We start from the raw sequence: 18,183 nt of genomic DNA, 5'->3' as shown, positions 1-18,183 counted from the left end.
CGTGAATCGTGAATAATGACAACCGAATTGACGATTGACAATTCACAATTGCCGACCACTAAATAGAAAATGCTGTTTCGATTATTTCTGCTTGTTCCTGAGCATGTACTTTAGCATAACCCGTAGCAGTAGCCGCACTTGGCTGTCTGCTGATTACACCGTAGTTAATAGACTTCAGGTTCATTTGCAGGAATGAAGCCGCACCCATGTTCAACGGCTCTTCCTGAACCCAGAACCATGTTGCTTTTGCGTATTTTTTATAAAGAGCTTCCAGTTGAGCAGCAGGCAAAGGATACAATTGTTCCAAACGAATGATTGCAACATCTTTCCTGTTTTCTTTTTGCTGACGCTCTGCAAGATCGTAATATACTTTTCCAGAACAGAACAATACTTTTTTCACATCGCTCGCTTCACCTACAAAAGCATCGTCGATCACTTCTTTAAATGTTGTGCCCGTAGCAAATTCCTTTTTATCAGAATAAGCGGCTGGTAAACGCAGATTCGCTTTTGGTGAGAAGTTGATCATTGGCTTTCTTATAGGCCATGTTTGCTGGCGACGCAATGCGTGGAATAAGTTAGCTGCAGTGGTAATGTTGGTAACAATCATGTTCAGTTCAGCACACTGTTGCAGGTAACGCTCCAGTCTCGCACTACTGTGCTCTGGTCCCTGGCCTTCATAACCGTGTGGCAATAACATTACCAGGCCGCTCATCTGTTGCCATTTCGTTTCGGCAGCGCTGATGAACTGGTCGATCATTGTTTGAGCTCCGTTACTGAAGTCGCCAAACTGCGCTTCCCACAGCACCAAAGCTTTAGGATTCGCAACAGAGTAACCATATTCAAAACCTAACACACCATATTCGCTCAGCAATGAATTGTATATTCTGAACAGACCTTTTGCATCAGGAATTTGACTAAGTCTGTTGTAAGCCTGGTCGTTTTCTTCGTCTCTCAAAACCGCATGACGGTGAGAGAATGTACCGCGGCGAACGTCTTGTCCGCTCATACGCACATCATTTCCTTCCAAGAGCAAACTACCATAAGCCATCAGCTCAGCAGAGGCCCAGTCTAGTTTTCCTTCGTCAGTAAACAATTTCACTTTATCCTGTAGCAATTTCTCCACTTTACGAAGTGGTTTGAAATTGGAAGGCAAAGTCATTATAGCATCGAAAACTTTTTTGAAATCAGCTTCGTTGATACCTGTTGCCGGAGATTTTTCAAAGTCTGCAGCAGTTGCTTTGCGCAGGTCTTTCCACCAGAGCTCCGGTTTCTGATATGAGTAAGGCAAAGGATTTTGCTTGATGTCATCCAGGCGCTCCTGCAGGTCGGCCCAGAATTTTTTCTCCATTTCCTTTGCAAGGTCCTGGGCATCGGATTCGCCGTTTTGTATCAGGAACTGAGTGTACACTTCACGAGGGTTAGCATGCTTTTCAATCAAAGCATACAATTTCGGTTGTGTGTATTTTGGATCGTCGCCTTCGTTGTGACCGTGTCTGCGATAGCAAACCATGTCAATGAAAACGTCGCAATTAAACTCCTGGCGGTAACGTGTTGCAATTTCTGCACATTTTACAACAGCCTCGGCATCGTCGCCATTTACGTGGAAAACCGGTGCGTGAACCGTTGCTGCAAGGCTCGTACAATAGTCAGAGCTTCTTGCATCGTTGAAATCAGTTGTGAAACCGATCTGGTTGTTGATTACGTAGTGAATAGTTCCACCAACATAATAACCATCCAGTTCGCTCATTTGCAATACTTCGTAAACAATACCCTGACCCGCTACTGAAGCGTCACCATGAATAAGGATTGGAAGTATTTTATCGTAGTCGCTATTGTATATTACGTCTGCCTTACTTCTCGAAAAACCGATAACCACAGGGTCAACGGCTTCAAGGTGAGAAGGGTTAGGGCAAAGCTGAAGGTTCACTTTTTTGCCATCCGGAGTTGAATGTTCTGCGCGGAAGCCAAGGTGATATTTTACGTCACCGCTTCCCATTGTTTGATCAGGAACAGATTTTCCTTCAAACTCGCTGAAAATTTGCTCGTAAGTTTTTCCCAATGTATTTGCCAGCACGTTCAAACGACCGCGGTGAGCCATGCCGATCACAACTTCCTGTACACCATAGTCTGCTCCGGTATTAATGATAGCATCCAGCGCTGGAATAGTTGTTTCACCACCTTCCAGCGAGAAACGTTTTTGGCCAACATATTTTGTGTGAAGGAATTTTTCGAAGATTACACCCTGGTTCAGTTTCTCAAGGATGCGTTTTCTTTTTTCGATTGGAAGGGGCTGGTTGAATTTCTTTTCCATTTCATTGTACAGGAAATCAACTTTTGCCTGATCGCTAATGTATTTAAACTCAATACCTACATTGCCGGCATAGGCCTTTTGCACGTAATTGCGGATATCCCTAAGTGTAGCCTGACCCAATCCGATAAAGTTACCGGCGTAAAATTTGGAATCCAGATCTGCCTCTGTGAATCCGTAAAATTCAAGTGTAAGATTTGCGCCGCGGTCAATGCGTGGGCGAATCGGATTTGTCGTAGCAATCAGGTGACCTTTATTGCGGTAACCTAAAATCATGCGATAAGCGCCGATTTCCTTTTTCCAGTCGATACCGCTAACTGCGGTTCCGTTTTCTGTCGGAGCGACTGCTGCTGAGCCGTTGCCGTTGGTTGCGTTGTTAGAAACTGCGAAATCAAAACCTTCAAAAAACATCTTAAATTCCGGATCTACATCATTTGGGTTCTTTACAAAATCCTGATATAAACTTTCAATGTAGGCCGGAGAGGAGCTGGTTATGTACTGAAAATCCTTCATGGGAATAGTAACTTTATATGGAAGCCAAAAAATTGGTACGCAAATATCGGGAAATACTCCCACGATATAACTAAATTTTTGAAGTATAGAGAAAATGACCGCGAAAAATGCTGATTTTTGTCAATTGAAAGCGCAGATATATTTTTTTCAATAAAATTTGGCAGACAAAGAATAGCGTCTTACCTTTGCCGTCCTAAAATTTTCGAATAATGGCTAATCATAAAGCTACCAAAAAAGATGTGCGTCAGGCAGCAAAACGCAGAGACAGAAACCGTTATCATGGTAAAACTACCCGTAACGCTATCCGTGATTTGAAAGAGAACAAGGAGAAAAAAGCTTTTGATGAAAGCCTTCCAACCGTTGCAGCTATGATCGACAAATTAGCTAAACGTGGCGTTATCCATAAAAACAAAGCAGCTAACCTGAAAAGCAAATTGGCTAAAAAGTCAAATGCTTTAGCTACTGCTTAATTGGATTAGAAGGTTTTTCTCAATAAATCGAACTTCTTTTTAATCAATATATTAGAAGCCTGTTGTTTATGCAGCAGGCTTTTTGTCGTTTTTGTTGATGATGGATATAACAAGCTAAATTGGGGTATATTATTGCCTGTAGCCAAATAATGATAACGCATTATTTGGTCTTTCTGGTAAGTTCATAATTTGGAAGGCTGTGATTATTTGTCCCCGGCTCTTTCGTTCAATTCTTTAAATGCAAGGATTATTTCAGTCAGTTGTTTATTTTGTTTATGCAAAAGCATAGCATTATAAATTTCTGTTCCTTCAACAATAGCAAGCCCATCTTCTTTTATCAATGAGCCATCGTTGTAAGAATAAAACCAGAGGTCAAATTTTCTTTTTCTTGCATATTGTCTTTCATCTATGCTGTCGCAAACGTATACAGTCACATTGTCAATCTTTTTGAAAAATAGATTCATGACAAAAGAAACTGTTGCACCAACTCTTGCATCACCCTGAGCTTCCTCGGGGCTACCTTCAATTGCATCTATGTTAAAAGAATATACAGGGCAGGTAATATGGGGATAATCAGCAAACATGTAACTATAGTCAAGGAAATAAATCTTATATTTTATTCCAGACACAGTTACAAACTCGAACGCGTATTCATCATTTTCCTGTAATTGATAGGGGCTTAACAAAGCTGAACTTTTCTTTAATGTCTGCAATTTTGCCCCCCTTTTGAATATGCTCACGAATAGCCTTTTTATCTTCAATCATTTTTTTGAAGATAAAAGCCCCTTTGGAACTTGTGGAAGTAGTTATTGAATCTTTATTTTTCATGAACATCACAAATTTAATCAAATTTTTGTTTGCCGTTAGCTAAATAAAAGATTTAGATCGTTTTAATATGCTTTCAATAAAACATAAATTGCTGATAACTAGTAGGAAGCAAACGATTTGTCAGCTATAACCTACAAATGCCTTTGCTTCCAGTCAGCATACGACATTTCAAACTTAATTTCCCCCGTTTTTAGCAAGCCGGCATCTCTCCAGCCAGATTTTCTGTAAAAATTTTCGGCTCGTGTTCCGGGCATGGTGCTCAGCCAAATGGTTCGGTGCGATTGCTCAAACCCCCAATGTAGCATTAGGTCATGCAATCTTTTTCCGATTCCTTTGCCTTCGTAGGATGGGTCAACAAATAAAGCCCAGACATTGGGATCACTTTTGGAGATTATCGAAAAACCGATTATTTCGTTTTCCAACTCACAAACCCAGCCTTTTCCACCCACAGTTATAAATCTGACATAATCTTCGTGTGTAACCAGGTTTGGGTTGTCCAGTACATTTTCCTTAACTGCCATTCTTACCCTATGCATGCCTGCGATATCGTTTATATTAGCTTCCCGGATGTTCATAATAGTAATAGAAATTGATGTTTACGGATACTGTGAAGATATGGTTTTTCAAAAACCGGACCTTGGATGGGGTTTACTAGTAGGAGATATTGAATGGAAAGATCTGAAACAAAGTATAATGTTAGGCTTCTCATGACAAATTTCAAAGCTTATTTTTAAAAAATTAACGTTAAAAGGGAAGTACGGCCCTCCAATTTTGTTTGCAACCATTATATTTACCCTTTATTAATTAAAATACCTAAACTATTTGAGCAGGAAGCCTCATTTTTAGAACATTATAGTGATTGTGTGTTCAAAATTCTTGTAGGTTTGCCCGGTTTAAAAAAAGAACGATTTATGACTTTTAACAAAGTGAACAACATTGTTGGATGGATTGTGTGCGTGGTTGCCTGCGCTGTCTATCTGATGACAATGGAAGCTACTGCCAGCTTATGGGATTGCGGTGAATTTATTTCCAGTGTATTTAAAATGCAAATCCCTCACCCGCCCGGGGCGCCTCTTTTTGTTATGCTGGGCAGATTATTTGTAGTTGTTTTTGGCGGTAGCAATCCCGCGAAAGCCGTAAACATTATGAGTGCTCTCAGCAGTGGTTTTACCATTCTTTTCTTATTCTGGAGTATAACCCACTTTGCTAGAAAAATATTTTTAAAAGGTGCTGCTGAACTAAACGCTCAGCAATTGTTCATAACAATGAGTGCAGGTGTTGTAGGCGCCTTGGCATATACTTTCAGTGATTCATTTTGGTTCAGTGCTGTAGAAGGTGAGGTGTACGCGATGTCGTCTTTATTTACAGCGTTGGTTTTTTGGGCCATGCTTAAATGGGAGCATAGCGCAGATGAACCGAATTCTGACAAGTGGATTCTTTTCATATTCTTTATGATGGGGCTTTCGATAGGTGTTCACTTGCTGGGATTGTTGACAATTCCTGCTATTGTCATGATCTATTACTTCAAACGTTATAATGCAACTCCATGGGGCACTTTCTGGGCCTTTATTATTGGTTGTGCTGTAACGGGCTTTGTTCAATTGGTGGTAATTCAATACTCCGTTAAATGGGCGGGTATGTTCGACATCTGGTTCGTAAATGGATTCCATTTGCCATTCTTCTCAGGTTTCGTTTTCTTCTTTATTTTACTGGCGGTTGTATTCTTTGTTTTACTCCGTTATGCAAACAAGAACAATTATACATTCCTTCGTTTAGGTATCTGGTGCTTCATTTTCATGTTGCTGGGTTACTCAAGTTATCTGACAACGATGATTCGTTCGAACGCTAATCCGGCGGTTGATATGTACAACGTAGATAACCCTAACTCATTGGTAGGATATCTTGGCCGTGATCAGTATGGTGATTTTCCTTTGCTTTATGGACAGGTGTTTACCGCCACTCCAACTGATTACAAGGAAACATCAATGAAGTACACAAAAGGTAAGGACAAATATGAAGAGATAGGTAAAGATGTAAAACCTGTGTACAGCTCCGATGACATGATGCTTTTCCCTCGTGTTTGGGATGCCAGCAACGATCAGGGACATGCTCAGTTCTATAAAGACTGGTTGGGATTGGAGCAGGGTGAAAAACCAACGATGGCTAACAACATCAATTTCTTTGTTGGTTACCAGGTTAACTGGATGTACCTGCGTTACTTTATGTGGAACTTTGCAGGAAGACAAAACGATATCGAAGGTTTTGCGCCAGGCAATGTTCGTGACGGTAACTGGATCTCCGGTATTTCTTTTCTTGATAACATGCGTCTTGGCGACCAATCTACATTGCCGGACAGCATCAAGAATAATAAAGCAAACAACAAGCTTTTCTTCCTTCCATTAATTCTTGGGTTGATTGGTGCTTATTTCCAATATAGAAAAGACAAAAAAGACTTCCTTGTAGTAGGATTGTTATTCTTCTTCACAGGTTTTGCAATTGTTCTTTATTTGAACCAGGCGGGAAATCAGCCACGTGAGCGTGACTACGCTTATGCCGGGTCATTCTACGCATATGCATTCTGGATCGGTTTAGGTGTAGTGCAGGTGGCAGAATGGCTGAACAGGAAAATGGCGCTGTCAACTTCTAATTATGTTGCTGCAGGTTTGTGCTTCCTGGCAGTGCCTGTAATTATGGGCAACCAGGAGTGGGATGACCACGATCGTAGCAAAAAGGTGTTGGCGAGAGATTTGGCTAAAGATTACCTCGAAAGCTGTCCTCCAAACGCAATTCTGTTTACTTACGGCGATAATGATACTTATCCATTATGGTACGCTCAGGAAGTTGAGCATATCCGTCCTGACATTCGTGTAATTAATAACAGCTTGTTGGGTATCGACTGGTATATCAACCAATTGCGCTACAAAGTGAACGAAAGCGCACCGATCGATGTGATCCTAACTCCGGAGCAAATCCAGGGCCGTAACCGTGATTACATTGTTTACAATCCTCAAAAGAATGTAAACCCAAATAACTACTACGATCTGTATGATGTAATGAAAAACGTAGTGGGTAGCGATGATCCTAACATGCAGGTTCAAATGCAGGGTGGAGACAGATTGAACGTAATGCCAACCAAGAAATTCCGCGTTCCGGCGGATGAGGCAGTTGTACGTGCAAACGGAACGGTAAATCCTACAGATACTGTAACTGATTTGATGATAGATATACCTGAGGCTAAGAATTATATCATGAAAAATGATATCGCTATTCTTAACATTATTGCGGCAAACAAATGGAAACGTCCGATCTGCTTTACAGCTGCGTACTCTGCACAGGAGTTGGGCTTCGGTAATTTCGTTCGCAAGGATGGTTTGACATATCGTTTGGTGCCTGTAAAAAATAACACAGGTGTGAATGTTGACTGGATGATCGACAAACTGATGAACAAATTTGGATTTGGCAGTGCCGATATCAAAGGTGTTTATTTCGACGAAACAAACCGTCTGCATTTGAATACTATCCGTATGGCATACGCAGAAGCTGCTGCGGCGGCTGCTGACCAGGGAAATAAAGACATTGCTAAAAAAGTGCTGGACAAAGCTGACAAAGGCATTCTTGAAGAAAACATGCCTTACGCAATGGTAAGCTCCAACAACAGACACAATTACTTTACTTTCAAATTCTTAGAAGCTTGCTACAAAGCGGGTTACAAAGAATTGGCGGATCATGTTTCTAAAGCACTTCACAAAGATTTCGATCAGCAGATGAGCTACTACAGAAACCTTTCTGACAGCAGACAGGAATCAATGAGACAGGAAATTGCAGGCGCACAACAGTTATCGCAAATGCTGCAAATGCTGGATGCACAGTACAATAACGGCAATGCTCCGAAGATCAATCCGGAAACGCCAGGTGTTATTTTAAATGATACCAACGTACAAACTAAAGATTCTAATAAATAATGGCACAATAATGTGATACAGAACAAGAATCGGTTCTGTTAATGAAAACGCTTCGCACTTGTGCGAAGCGTTTTTGTTTTTCAACCAAACTGATTGTAAATTGTTATGTAATAAATTAAAAAGTCAAAATTAAAAATTCAAAATGATCGTCTCCGGAACACGAACACGTGGCATTATTTTTACTTTTTACTTTTGATTTTTTACTTAGATTTTTAACCCACCGTAGTCAATGTTATCGAATTGTAAATTGGAGAAAAACAGTAGACTAATTGCTATCAAAGAATTTACCGTCATTCCTGAAAAGATAACACACAGGAAATCCACTTTACTTTTTGAATTTTTACTTTTAATTTAATCCCAAGGTTCTTTAATTATAAATCGTAAATTGTAGTCAAGGGAGGAAAGTTTATGAAGGGATATTTTTTTAGCGGCTTCGATCCGAACGAACAAGGCAAATCTGCTTTTGAAAAACTTCTTGAAATTTTTATGCAGCTTCTTACTTATACCAACGGCGACGTAGGTGAGGCACTGCAATGGCTCAATCAGCTTGATAGAGAATACCAGATCACTGACGATGACTATGGTATGGGCGATTTTGTGGATGAGCTGAAAGACAAAGGTTATATTGATGAAAACAAGCAAACGGGTGAAATAAAGATCACACCTAAAACAGAACGCGGCATTCGTAAAAGATCGTTGGAAGAGATCTTCGGCAAGCTTAAAAAAACCAAACAGGGAAATCACAACACATTTAAACCGGGTCTGGGAGATGAGCTCAATCCGGAAACAAGACCGTTTCGCTTTGGCGACATGCTTGAGCAAATTGATTTTACAGAGTCAATCAGAAACGCACAGATCAACCACGGCGTGGAAAGTTTTTCAATGAAGGAAGATGACCTGCAAATCCGCGAAACTGATTTCAAAGCGCAAACATCTACGGTGCTGATGATTGATATTTCGCATTCCATGGTTTTGTATGGTGAAGATCGCATTACACCTGCAAAGAAAGTGGCAATGGCATTGAGCGAGTTGATCACAACGAAATATCCCAAAGACACTTTAGACATTGTTGTTTTTGGGAACGACGCATGGCCGGTGGAGATTAAGGATCTTCCTTATCTGCAGGTTGGTCCATATCATACGAACACAGTGGCGGGACTGGAACTTGCAATGGATCTGCTGCGCAGAAGAAGAAATCCGAATAAGCAAATTTTTATGATAACAGATGGGAAACCTACTTGTCTTAAAATTGGCAAACGTTATTATAAAAACAGTTTTGGGTTGGACAGGCGGATTACAAACCGTTGCCTCAACCTTGCAGCGCAATGCAAGAAACTGAAAATTCCTATTACAACATTTATGATCGCGAGTGATCCTTACCTGCAGCGATTTGTAAACGAGTTTACAGAAACCAACAACGGTAAGGCTTTCTTTGCATCGCTCGATCATTTAGGCGCATTTATTTTTAAGGATTTTGAAAGTGGTAAAAGGAAAACCGTTTACTGAGGAATGACTGAATAACTGAATAATTGAATAACTGAATTTAAAAGTCAATCAGCCATTCAATAGTTCAGTCCTTCAGTTATTCAATCATTCAATTATTCAATTATTAAACTTAACATGGACATAAAAAATATAACAACATTAGGTCAGCTTAAAAAGGCGGGATATAAAAGCAAAACGGTGAAGGAGGAGATTCGTCGCAATCTGATAGTTAAGCTAAAACAAAAAGAAACTTCGTTCAACGGCATTATAGGTTATGAAGATTCTGTAATACCGGATACTGAAAGAGCATTGCTTAGCAAACACAATATACTTTTTCTGGGATTGCGCGGACAAGCGAAAACCCGCATGGCTCGCATGATGACGGGATTGATGGATGAATACATTCCCGTTGTGTTGGGCAGTGAATTGAATGATGATCCGCTGAATCCTATTTCCAAGTATGCTAAATTATTGATCGCGGAAAAAGGTGACAGCACGCCAATTGAATGGCTGCACAGAAGTGAACGCTATGGTGAGAAGTTGGCAACACCTGATGTAAGTGTGGCAGATTTGATTGGGGATATTGATCCCATTAAAGCAGCAAATTTGAAACTTAGTTTTGCTGACGAAGGTGTGATCCACTATGGCATTATACCGCGCAGCAATCGCGGCATTTTTGTGATAAACGAGATTCCGGATCTGCAGGCCCGCATACAGGTTTCGCTGTTTAATATTCTTGAAGAAGGAGATATTCAAATACGTGGTTTTAAACTACGCATGCCTTTGGATATTCTTTTTGTATTCACCGCCAATCCTGAAGATTATACAAATCGTGGCTCCATCGTAACGCCTTTAAAAGATAGAATTGAAAGCCAGATATTGACGCACTATCCAAAAACATTGGAGACATCGCTCGCCATCACAGAGCAGGAAGCCGCTATACACGAAGAGCAAAAGGACATTGTGAATGTAAGCGATCTTGTAAAGCGATTGATAGAGCAAGTTGCATTTGAAGCAAGAAGCAACGAGTATGTAGATAAGAAAAGTGGAGTGTCTGCAAGGCTTACCATTAGTGCGTTTGAGAACGCAGTGAGCGCTGCGGAAAGACGTGCTATTGTAAATGGCGATGCAAAAACGCAGGTTTGGATAAGTGATCTTACCGGCATAATTCCTTCTATTACGGGGAAAATAGAATTGGTGTATGAAGGTGAGCAGGAAGGTCCTTACCAGGTGGCGATGAATTTGCTTGACAAGGCATTACGTTCGCAGTTTGTACAATTTTTCCCTAATCCTGAATCTTTTAAAAAGCGTCGCAGCACTGGCAAAGAAAGCATGAAGGAGAAGGAAGAAGATCCTTACAAACCAATTACACGCTGGTTTGACGCGGGCAACACGCTTGATATTTTCTTCAATGTAACCGACAAGGAAAAGATCATGCGCTTGTATAAAGTGGATGGACTGCAACCTTTAGTGAAAAAGTATTTTCCCAAAGCAAACGAATTACAAGCTGCATTGCTAATGGAGTTTGTATTGCATGGCCTGGCTGCCTACTCATTGATCAGTAAAAAAATCATCGACAATAAGGTTGAGTTCAAAGATCTTATCGGCTCTATGATGAACATGGGCCCGACCACTTTTGGACAAGAGGAAGATTTTGATTTTGATTCGTAGAGAGTTGTTAGTTGGTGGTTGTTAGTTGTTAGGCTTTGTGTTTCGCAGAGTGCAACGATTAGCAACCATTAATTTTTTGTGCGCTTGCATTTTTTAACTACAACAGGGCAAATGCAATTTGCCCCTACCATTTTCAATTTTCAATTTTCAACTTTCAATTACCCTCGCATTATCTTCTTCCTATGCTTTACTCCCCAATCGCGCATGGCATTCATTACGTCGTTTAAAGTTTTGCCATAGTCTGTTAGTGCATATTCTACTGTCACAGGCTTTGACTCATACACAGTTCGGCTGATGAGCTTGTTCATCTCCATGTCTTGTAACTCCTTCGACAGCATCCGCGGTGAAATGCCCAACTCTCTTGTTAGCTCCTTAAACCTGTAAGGCTTACGCGTTAAAGATGCGATAATCAACAACTTCCATTTGCCATTGATCACTTCAATAGTGTCCTGGATAGCGAGACGCATTTTATTACATTCCTGTATTGATTCCATGATATACTTTTTGTAACCGGTATACAATAGGTAACTACTTACAAAAGTATATCGTTTGAATTTAAGTTTGCTGTTCAAACAATAAAAACACAGCAAAATGAAAAGAGATAAAATTTTGTATTGGATAACAACCTCCATCATTGCAGGATTGTTCGTTTTCAGTAGTTACCTGTATTTATCAAAGGCCCCGTTCCTGGTTAGCACATTTAAATTTCTGGGATTTCCGGAGTTCTTTGTCACCATCCTGGGAGTAGCGAAGTTATTGGGCGGAATTGCGCTGCTGGTTCCTATTTCCAATAAAGTGAAAGAATGGGCCTACGCAGGATTTACATTTGTGTTAATCGGCGCCGCGTGGACGCACATCGCAACCCATACGCCATTCATAATGCCGTTGATCTTCCTGGTTGTTTTGGCATTGTCTTATTATTTCAAGAAGAGGATTTCAACAGGTGTCGCTGCAAAAGCAGATTTTAAACCATCTTTCTCGTGATCAGTTGTTAGTTGATAGTTGTTTGTTGCTAGGCTTTGGCAGTCGGCGTCTACTAACAACCAACAACTATTAACTAACAACTATCATAGCTTTTTGCTAAATTTATTTCACTAACCTACCGAAAATGATTTTAGTAAAAAGATTATCAGGTTTGATTCTGTTAAGTTTTGTAGTATTATTTCTCGGATGTAGCGACGACTCTACAACAACACAAAACAGAGTTGAAAGTATAAACTACCTTACACCCATAGATACAGGCGTGTTAACGGGCGGCGTGAAAGTCATTCCTATCAAAACACCGAAAGGAACATTTAAAATCTGGACAAAGCAAATTGGCAACAGCCCAAGAATGAAGGTGCTCCTGCTCAATGGCGGTCCCGGTTGCACGCATGAATACTTTGAATGCCTGGAAAGTTTTTTCCCGAAGGAAAGGATTGAGTTTATTTATTACGATCAATTGGGTTGCGGTAATTCAGACAATCCAAAAGATACCTCCATGTGGGATCTGCCAAGGTTCGTAGATGAAGTTGAGCAGGTGAGAACGGCGCTGCATCTTGACAGTACGAATTTCTATTTACTTGGACATTCATGGGGCGGCATTCTGGCAATGGAGTATGCACTCAAATACCAACGCAACTTAAAAGGGTTGATCATTTCCAATATGATGTCAAGCTGTCCTGATTATGGCAAATACTCAAGAGATGTGTTGGCAAAACAAATTGATCCGGGAGTGCTTTCTTCCATCAGGGCGCTTGAGGCTAAAGGCGATTTCGAAAATCCGCAATACATGGATTTGCTGATGAACAACTTCTATACAAAACATATTTGTCGCATTCCTTTGGACCACTGGCCGGAGCCTGTAACCCGTTCTTTCGGCAAGTTGAATCATTCTTTGTATGTTGCTATGCAGGGTCCGAGTGAATTTGGCATCAGTGGCAAGCTTGCCAAATGGGATCGCAAAGCAGATTTGAAAACAATAAAAATTCCTGTACTTGTGATAGGTGCTCAATATGATACCATGGACCCGGATCACATGAAATGGATGTCAACACAATTCACCAACGGCAGTTTTCTATACTGCGTGAACGGCAGCCACATGGCAATGTACGATGATCAGCAAACCTACATGAAGGGATTGGTGAGGTTTGTGAAGGGAGTGAATGAGTGGAAGAATAAGTAGAGGAGTTAGAAATTAGGAATTAGAAATTAGAAAGATCGAAGCTTTCGTATTTTTACAAAGATTATTATTGAGGCTTCTCAAGAGTTAAGAATGTAATTTATACCTCCAACTAACTCCTAATTCCTAATTTCTAACTACTAATTAATGTTCACTTCTCTCTCCAGCTCTACACCAAACTTCACTTCTACACTTTTCAAAATGTCGGTGCTGAGATCGAAAATTTCTTTGCCGTTGGCGTTGCCGTAGTTGACCAAAACAAGCGCCTGCTTTGCATGACAGCCTGCATCTCCTTTACGAAATCCTTTCCATCCACACTGCTCGATGAGCCAGCCAGCCGCGAGCTTAAAGTAATTGCCTTCAAGCGGGTAGCCCACAATGTGCGGGAATTCATTTTTAAGTGATTCAAATTTTTCACCTGTAACTGAAGGATTTTTAAAGAAACTACCGGCGTTGCCGATTTCTTTTGGATCTGGAAGTTTGGATGACCTGATATTAATAACGGCCTGGGAAATAGCTTGTATGCTTAGGTCTTTCACATTCATTTTTTCGAGCTCGTGTTCAATTGCGCCGTAAGTTGTATTGAATCGAGGTTGCTTGCGCAATTTGTAAGTAACATTTGCAATAGCAAACAGGTTTTTATAGATATTCTTGAAAACACTCTCACGATAGCCAAAATGGCAATCCTTTAAAGTGAATTTTACTGATTTCCTATCGTGCAAATGAAATGCCTCCAACTCGTGAAAAACGTCTTTGATCTCGACACCGTATGCTCCGATATTCTGCATCGGGCTTGCGCCAACATTGCCGGGAATCAGGGAAAGATTTTCTACCCCTGCATAGTTATGTTGAATGCAGTGCAATACAAACTGGTGCCAGCTTTCGCCAGAGCCGGCCTTAACGTACACATACTCATCGTCCTCTGCTATTTTTTCAATGCCTTTGATCTCGTTTTTCAAAACGATGCCATCAAAGTTCTTGGTAAAAAGAATATTACTGCCGCCACCGAGGATCATGTGGTTATTTTTCTCTGCCGGGTTTGCGGTCAACAATTCATTCAGTTCTTCTATTGTAGAAAATTTGGTAAATTGTCTGGCAACAACATCAATACCAAATGTGTTGTAGCTTTTTAGCGAAACGTTTTCGAGAATTTGCATACGCAATAATACTTTAAAAAAATGAGTAGAACAGCAGCATTGATTGGCGCAACAGGATTAATTGGCGGACATATACTGGATCTGTTGATGAAGGACAATAGCTACGGCAAAATTAAAGCCATTGTACGTCGTCCCCTGGAAATACCTGTAAACAGTAAGGTTGAGCAAATTATTGTTGACTTCGGAAATCAAAAAGCGTTAGAAAATGCGATTGCGGGAAGCGACGTTGTTTTCAGCGCGATCGGCACCACCAATAAACAAGTAAAGGGCGATAAAAACGCTTATCGGAAAATTGATTATGATATTCCTGTAAATGCTGCCAAAGCTGCTGCCAAATACGGCGTATATTGTTTTGCTCTGGTGTCTGCGATTGGTGCCAATGCTGCAAATAACAATAACTTCTACATCAAGTTAAAAGGCGTTGTGGAAGAAGCGGTTTCCAAAGAGCAAATTCCGCAGATCATCATCACACGTCCATCGCTGTTAATGGGCAAGCGAAAAGAATATCGGTTGATGGAGAAAGTGTTTCAGGCCATCATGCCCATTTTTGCTATTTTCTTTTTTGGAGGTTTGAGAAAATATAAACCCATCCAGGGAGAAGATGTTGCAAGGGCAATGATTAAAGCTGTGGATGAAGGAAAAAAAGGAATATTCATTTATGAGTATGATGATATGAAGCGGCTGGCACGGTAGAGACAAGGCATTGCCTTGTCTGTACGGAGATGCATCCCAGAATGCGGGCACAAAATTAGTAGATTCATTTACCTATGGCGCTCATCCAATTTACCGATAAAGGGCTCTACTGTGCCGAAGGAAATTTTTACATCGATCCCTGGCAGCCGGTCGATAAAGCCGTTATCACCCACGCCCATAGCGACCATGCCAGATGGGGCAGCAAATCATATTTGTGCCACACTTTCACAAAGCCATTATTACAACAACGGTTAGGCGATGGCAATTACGAAACACTCGAATGGGGCCAGCCTGTTTTTATAAACGGTGTAAAAGTGTCATTGCATCCTGCAGGGCACATCATTGGATCATCGCAAATCAGGGTCGAGCGTAACGGAGATGTTTGGGTAGTAAGTGGAGACTATAAAACGGAAAATGACGGCATCAGCGGCGAATTTGAACCAGTGAAATGCAATACATTCATTACCGAGTCAACTTTTGGCCTACCTATTTACAACTGGAAGAAGCAAGCAGATATTTTTATTGACATTCAAAACTGGATAAAAGATTGTTTTGAAAAAAATGCAAATGCTGTCATCATCGCTTATAGCTTAGGCAAGGCACAACGCATTATTGCACCGATTGCAGAAGTTACCTCCAACATCCACGCACATGGAGCTGTTTGGAATATTTTTCAAACGCTAAAAAGCAGCGGCTTTAAGTTTCCCGACATCAATAGGATTGACATCGATGCTCCCAAAGAGAAATACAAAAATGCGGTGATCATTGCACCGCCAAGTGCAGAAGCATCTTTATGGATGCGCAGATTCACACCTTTCGAAGTGGGCGTATGCAGCGGATGGATGCAGGTGCGCGGCAATGTACGAAGACGCAATATTGATGCAGGTTTTGCGCTGAGCGACCATGCGGATTGGAACGGGTTGCTGCAGGCGATTGAGGCAACAGAGGCTTCAAAAGTTTTTGTAACCCATGGCTTTCAATCAGCGTTCAGTCGCTACTTAAATGAAAAGGGAATTGAGTCGGCGGAAGTGAAGACGGAGTATGGGAATGATGAAGATGCAGTGGAGGGAAATTGAAAGTTGAAAATTGAAAATGATTAGGTGTATATGGATGAAATGCTAACATATGGAGAAGATGTAAACGAAGTGCCAATGCAGGTTGGTGGCATGTCGTTGTTTGCTGAGTTGATTATGTCTTTGGGAACTTCTACTAAAACCAATGATAAGCTTGAAGCATTGTCAAACTATTTTTCTGTTGCGGGTGATAAGGACAAAGTCTGGATGATCGCAATTTTTAGTGGTAGAAGACCACGCAGATCGGTGAGCGCCGCATTGCTTCAGTTATGGTGCCTTGAATTGGTGAATCTTCCGCAATGGTTGTTTGCAGAGTGTTACCTCACTGTAGGTGATCTGGCAGAAACCATTTCTCTGCTCATACCCCCTGAAATAATGGTGCCGAAAGAAGAACAGCCTTTACACTATTATATCGAACAGCTTATTGGCATTGAGAAGCAAAGTGAAGAAGTGAAGAAACAATTCGTCATCGATTCATGGCGGCAAATGAATCAGCAGGAGCGCTTTGTTTTTAATAAACTGATCACAGGAAATTTTAGAATCGGCGTTTCGCAACAATTGATGGTAAACGCATTGTCGAAAGTTACTGAACTACCTGCGGCCACAGTAGCACACCGCATCAGTGGCAACTGGGATCCTGTGATGACAACGTTTTCAGCGCTCTTGCATGAAAGCAATTCGGATGATTCCAAACCTTATCCATTTTATCTTGCCTACGCCATCGAAGGTGAACCTGCAGAACTTGGCTTGCCACACGAATGGCAGGCAGAATGGAAATGGGACGGCATTCGCGGACAAATCATCAAGCGCAATAACGAGTTATTTGTTTGGAGCAGAGGTGAAGAGTTGATTACCGAAAAATTTCCAGAATATCATTTTCTTAAAGACAAACTGCCGGATGGAATTGTAATGGATGGTGAAATTATTTCCGGAAGGCAAAGCGATGAAGGCTTTGTGGTATTGCCCTTTGCAAATTTGCAAACGCGCATCGGTCGAAAAAATATTTCGAAAAAGCAATTGCAGGAAGCACCTGTTATTTTCATTGCTTATGATTTACTGGAATACAATCATGAAGACTGGCGCGAAAAAACAATGCAGGAAAGACGGACACAACTGGAACAAATAGTTGCCGATTTGCAGAGCAGCGAGGTGTTTCTTTCACCTATCATAGCATTCGACATGTGGGCCGAACTGGCCGCCACCCGCGTAACAGCGAGATTGATCAATTCTGAAGGAGTGATGCTAAAGAGAAAATCTTCCGCTTACCAGGTCGGAAGAAAAAGAGGTGACTGGTGGAAATGGAAAATAGATCCATTAACCATAGATGCGGTGATGATCTATGCACAAAAAGGAAGCGGCAGAAGAAGTAATCTTTACACCGACTATACATTTGCCGTAAAAGATGGAGATAAATTGGTGCCATTTACGAAAGCCTATTCCGGCCTTACGGATAAAGAGTTTGGCGAAGTAGATTACTTTGTTAAAAGAAATTCTCTGGAGAAATTTGGTCCGGTGCGAACAGTAAAGCCTGAACTCATTTTTGAAATTGCGTTCGAAGGAATCGCCGCATCTAATCGTCACAAATCTGGTGTGGCCCTTCGTTTTCCACGAATCAACCGCTGGCGGAAAGACAAGAAGCCAGATGAGATCAATACGCTGGACGATTTGAAACAAATGCTGGAGCAGTATGGGAAGTAATTGGAAATTTTGAAAGTTGAAAGTTGAAAATGGAGAGTTTCAATTCAATGTCGTTTTCTTGTTTGGGCAAGGCTTCGACAAGCTCAGCCTGACACTCCGCTCGCACTGTCAGGCTGAGCTTGTCGAAGCCCTCTCGCTAAGGAAACCGCATCGGATTACAATTA

15 protein-coding genes are annotated in these 18,183 nt (G+C 41.1%); 9 read left to right on the top strand and 6 right to left on the bottom strand.

Annotation, left to right across the window (positions count from 1 at the left end):
- Positions 1–58 precede the first annotated feature (58 nt).
- Positions 59–2,821, bottom strand: a complete 2,763-nt coding sequence (locus KTO63_RS06020) for a 2-oxoglutarate dehydrogenase E1 component (protein ID WP_217790346.1) — start codon at positions 2,819–2,821, stop codon at positions 59–61.
- A 209-nt stretch (positions 2,822–3,030) separates the two neighbouring features.
- Here KTO63_RS06020 and rpsT point away from each other — a divergent pair, with 209 nt between their 5' ends.
- Complete coding sequence (gene rpsT / locus KTO63_RS06015) at positions 3,031–3,291, top strand: 30S ribosomal protein S20 (protein ID WP_217790345.1); 261 nt, start codon at positions 3,031–3,033, stop codon at positions 3,289–3,291.
- Positions 3,292–3,494: 203 nt separating this feature from the next.
- Here the strand turns inward: rpsT and KTO63_RS06010 are convergent, their stop codons facing one another.
- The 3 genes from KTO63_RS06010 to KTO63_RS06000 form a co-directional block, all read right to left on the bottom strand.
- The gene (locus tag KTO63_RS06010; RefSeq protein ID WP_217790344.1) at positions 3,495–3,875 is read right to left on the bottom strand and encodes a DUF6169 family protein; all 381 of its coding nucleotides are present in this window, start codon (positions 3,873–3,875) and stop codon (positions 3,495–3,497) included.
- Between the two features lie 70 nt (positions 3,876–3,945).
- Positions 3,946–4,119 (bottom strand): hypothetical protein, encoded by a 174-nt coding sequence (locus KTO63_RS06005; protein WP_217790343.1) that lies wholly within the window; start codon positions 4,117–4,119, stop codon positions 3,946–3,948.
- 131 nt (positions 4,120–4,250) lie between these two features.
- Entirely contained in the window at positions 4,251–4,694 is a 444-nt protein-coding gene (locus tag KTO63_RS06000; protein WP_217790342.1) for a GNAT family N-acetyltransferase, read from the bottom strand.
- 336 nt (positions 4,695–5,030) lie between these two features.
- Between KTO63_RS06000 and KTO63_RS05995 the strand changes: the two genes are divergently transcribed.
- The 3 genes from KTO63_RS05995 to KTO63_RS05985 all read left to right on the top strand — a co-directional run bounded on the left by KTO63_RS05995 (position 5,031) and on the right by KTO63_RS05985 (position 11,237).
- The gene (locus tag KTO63_RS05995) at positions 5,031–8,081 is read left to right on the top strand and encodes a glycosyltransferase family 117 protein (protein ID WP_217790341.1); all 3,051 of its coding nucleotides are present in this window, start codon (positions 5,031–5,033) and stop codon (positions 8,079–8,081) included.
- A 408-nt stretch (positions 8,082–8,489) separates the two neighbouring features.
- Positions 8,490–9,587 (top strand): vWA domain-containing protein, encoded by a 1,098-nt coding sequence (locus KTO63_RS05990; RefSeq protein WP_217790340.1) that lies wholly within the window; start codon positions 8,490–8,492, stop codon positions 9,585–9,587.
- Positions 9,588–9,701: 114 nt separating this feature from the next.
- Entirely contained in the window at positions 9,702–11,237 is a 1,536-nt protein-coding gene (locus KTO63_RS05985) for a sigma 54-interacting transcriptional regulator (RefSeq protein WP_217790339.1), read from the top strand.
- Between the two features lie 158 nt (positions 11,238–11,395).
- Here KTO63_RS05985 and KTO63_RS05980 read toward each other — a convergent pair whose 3' ends face one another.
- Positions 11,396–11,731, bottom strand: a complete 336-nt coding sequence (locus tag KTO63_RS05980; protein WP_217790338.1) for a winged helix-turn-helix transcriptional regulator — start codon at positions 11,729–11,731, stop codon at positions 11,396–11,398.
- A 97-nt stretch (positions 11,732–11,828) separates the two neighbouring features.
- On the opposite strand from KTO63_RS05980, the gene KTO63_RS05975 reads away from it, so the two are divergent.
- Complete coding sequence (locus KTO63_RS05975) at positions 11,829–12,221, top strand: DoxX family protein (RefSeq protein WP_217790337.1); 393 nt, start codon at positions 11,829–11,831, stop codon at positions 12,219–12,221.
- 124 nt (positions 12,222–12,345) lie between these two features.
- Positions 12,346–13,401: a proline iminopeptidase-family hydrolase gene (locus tag KTO63_RS05970; protein WP_217790336.1), complete on the top strand. Its 1,056-nt coding sequence runs from the start codon at positions 12,346–12,348 to the stop codon at positions 13,399–13,401.
- 137 nt (positions 13,402–13,538) lie between these two features.
- Here KTO63_RS05970 and murB read toward each other — a convergent pair whose 3' ends face one another.
- The gene (murB, locus tag KTO63_RS05965) at positions 13,539–14,555 is read right to left on the bottom strand and encodes a UDP-N-acetylmuramate dehydrogenase (RefSeq protein WP_217790335.1); all 1,017 of its coding nucleotides are present in this window, start codon (positions 14,553–14,555) and stop codon (positions 13,539–13,541) included.
- A 21-nt stretch (positions 14,556–14,576) separates the two neighbouring features.
- Between murB and KTO63_RS05960 the strand changes: the two genes are divergently transcribed.
- The 3 genes from KTO63_RS05960 to KTO63_RS05950 all read left to right on the top strand — a co-directional run bounded on the left by KTO63_RS05960 (position 14,577) and on the right by KTO63_RS05950 (position 18,019).
- On the top strand, positions 14,577–15,248 hold the full coding sequence (locus KTO63_RS05960; RefSeq protein ID WP_217790334.1) for an NAD(P)H-binding protein: 672 nt from the start codon (positions 14,577–14,579) through the stop codon (positions 15,246–15,248).
- Positions 15,249–15,322: 74 nt separating this feature from the next.
- A complete protein-coding gene (locus tag KTO63_RS05955; protein ID WP_217790333.1) occupies positions 15,323–16,324 on the top strand; it encodes a ligase-associated DNA damage response exonuclease in 1,002 nt (333 codons plus the stop codon).
- A 30-nt stretch (positions 16,325–16,354) separates the two neighbouring features.
- Entirely contained in the window at positions 16,355–18,019 is a 1,665-nt protein-coding gene (locus KTO63_RS05950; protein ID WP_232373053.1) for an ATP-dependent DNA ligase, read from the top strand.
- Positions 18,020–18,183 lie beyond the last annotated feature (164 nt).

The organism is Pinibacter aurantiacus, from assembly GCF_019130065.1.
GTDB lineage: Bacteria > Bacteroidota > Bacteroidia > Chitinophagales > Chitinophagaceae > Pinibacter > Pinibacter aurantiacus.
This window is presented reverse-complemented; position numbering and strand designations above follow the sequence as displayed.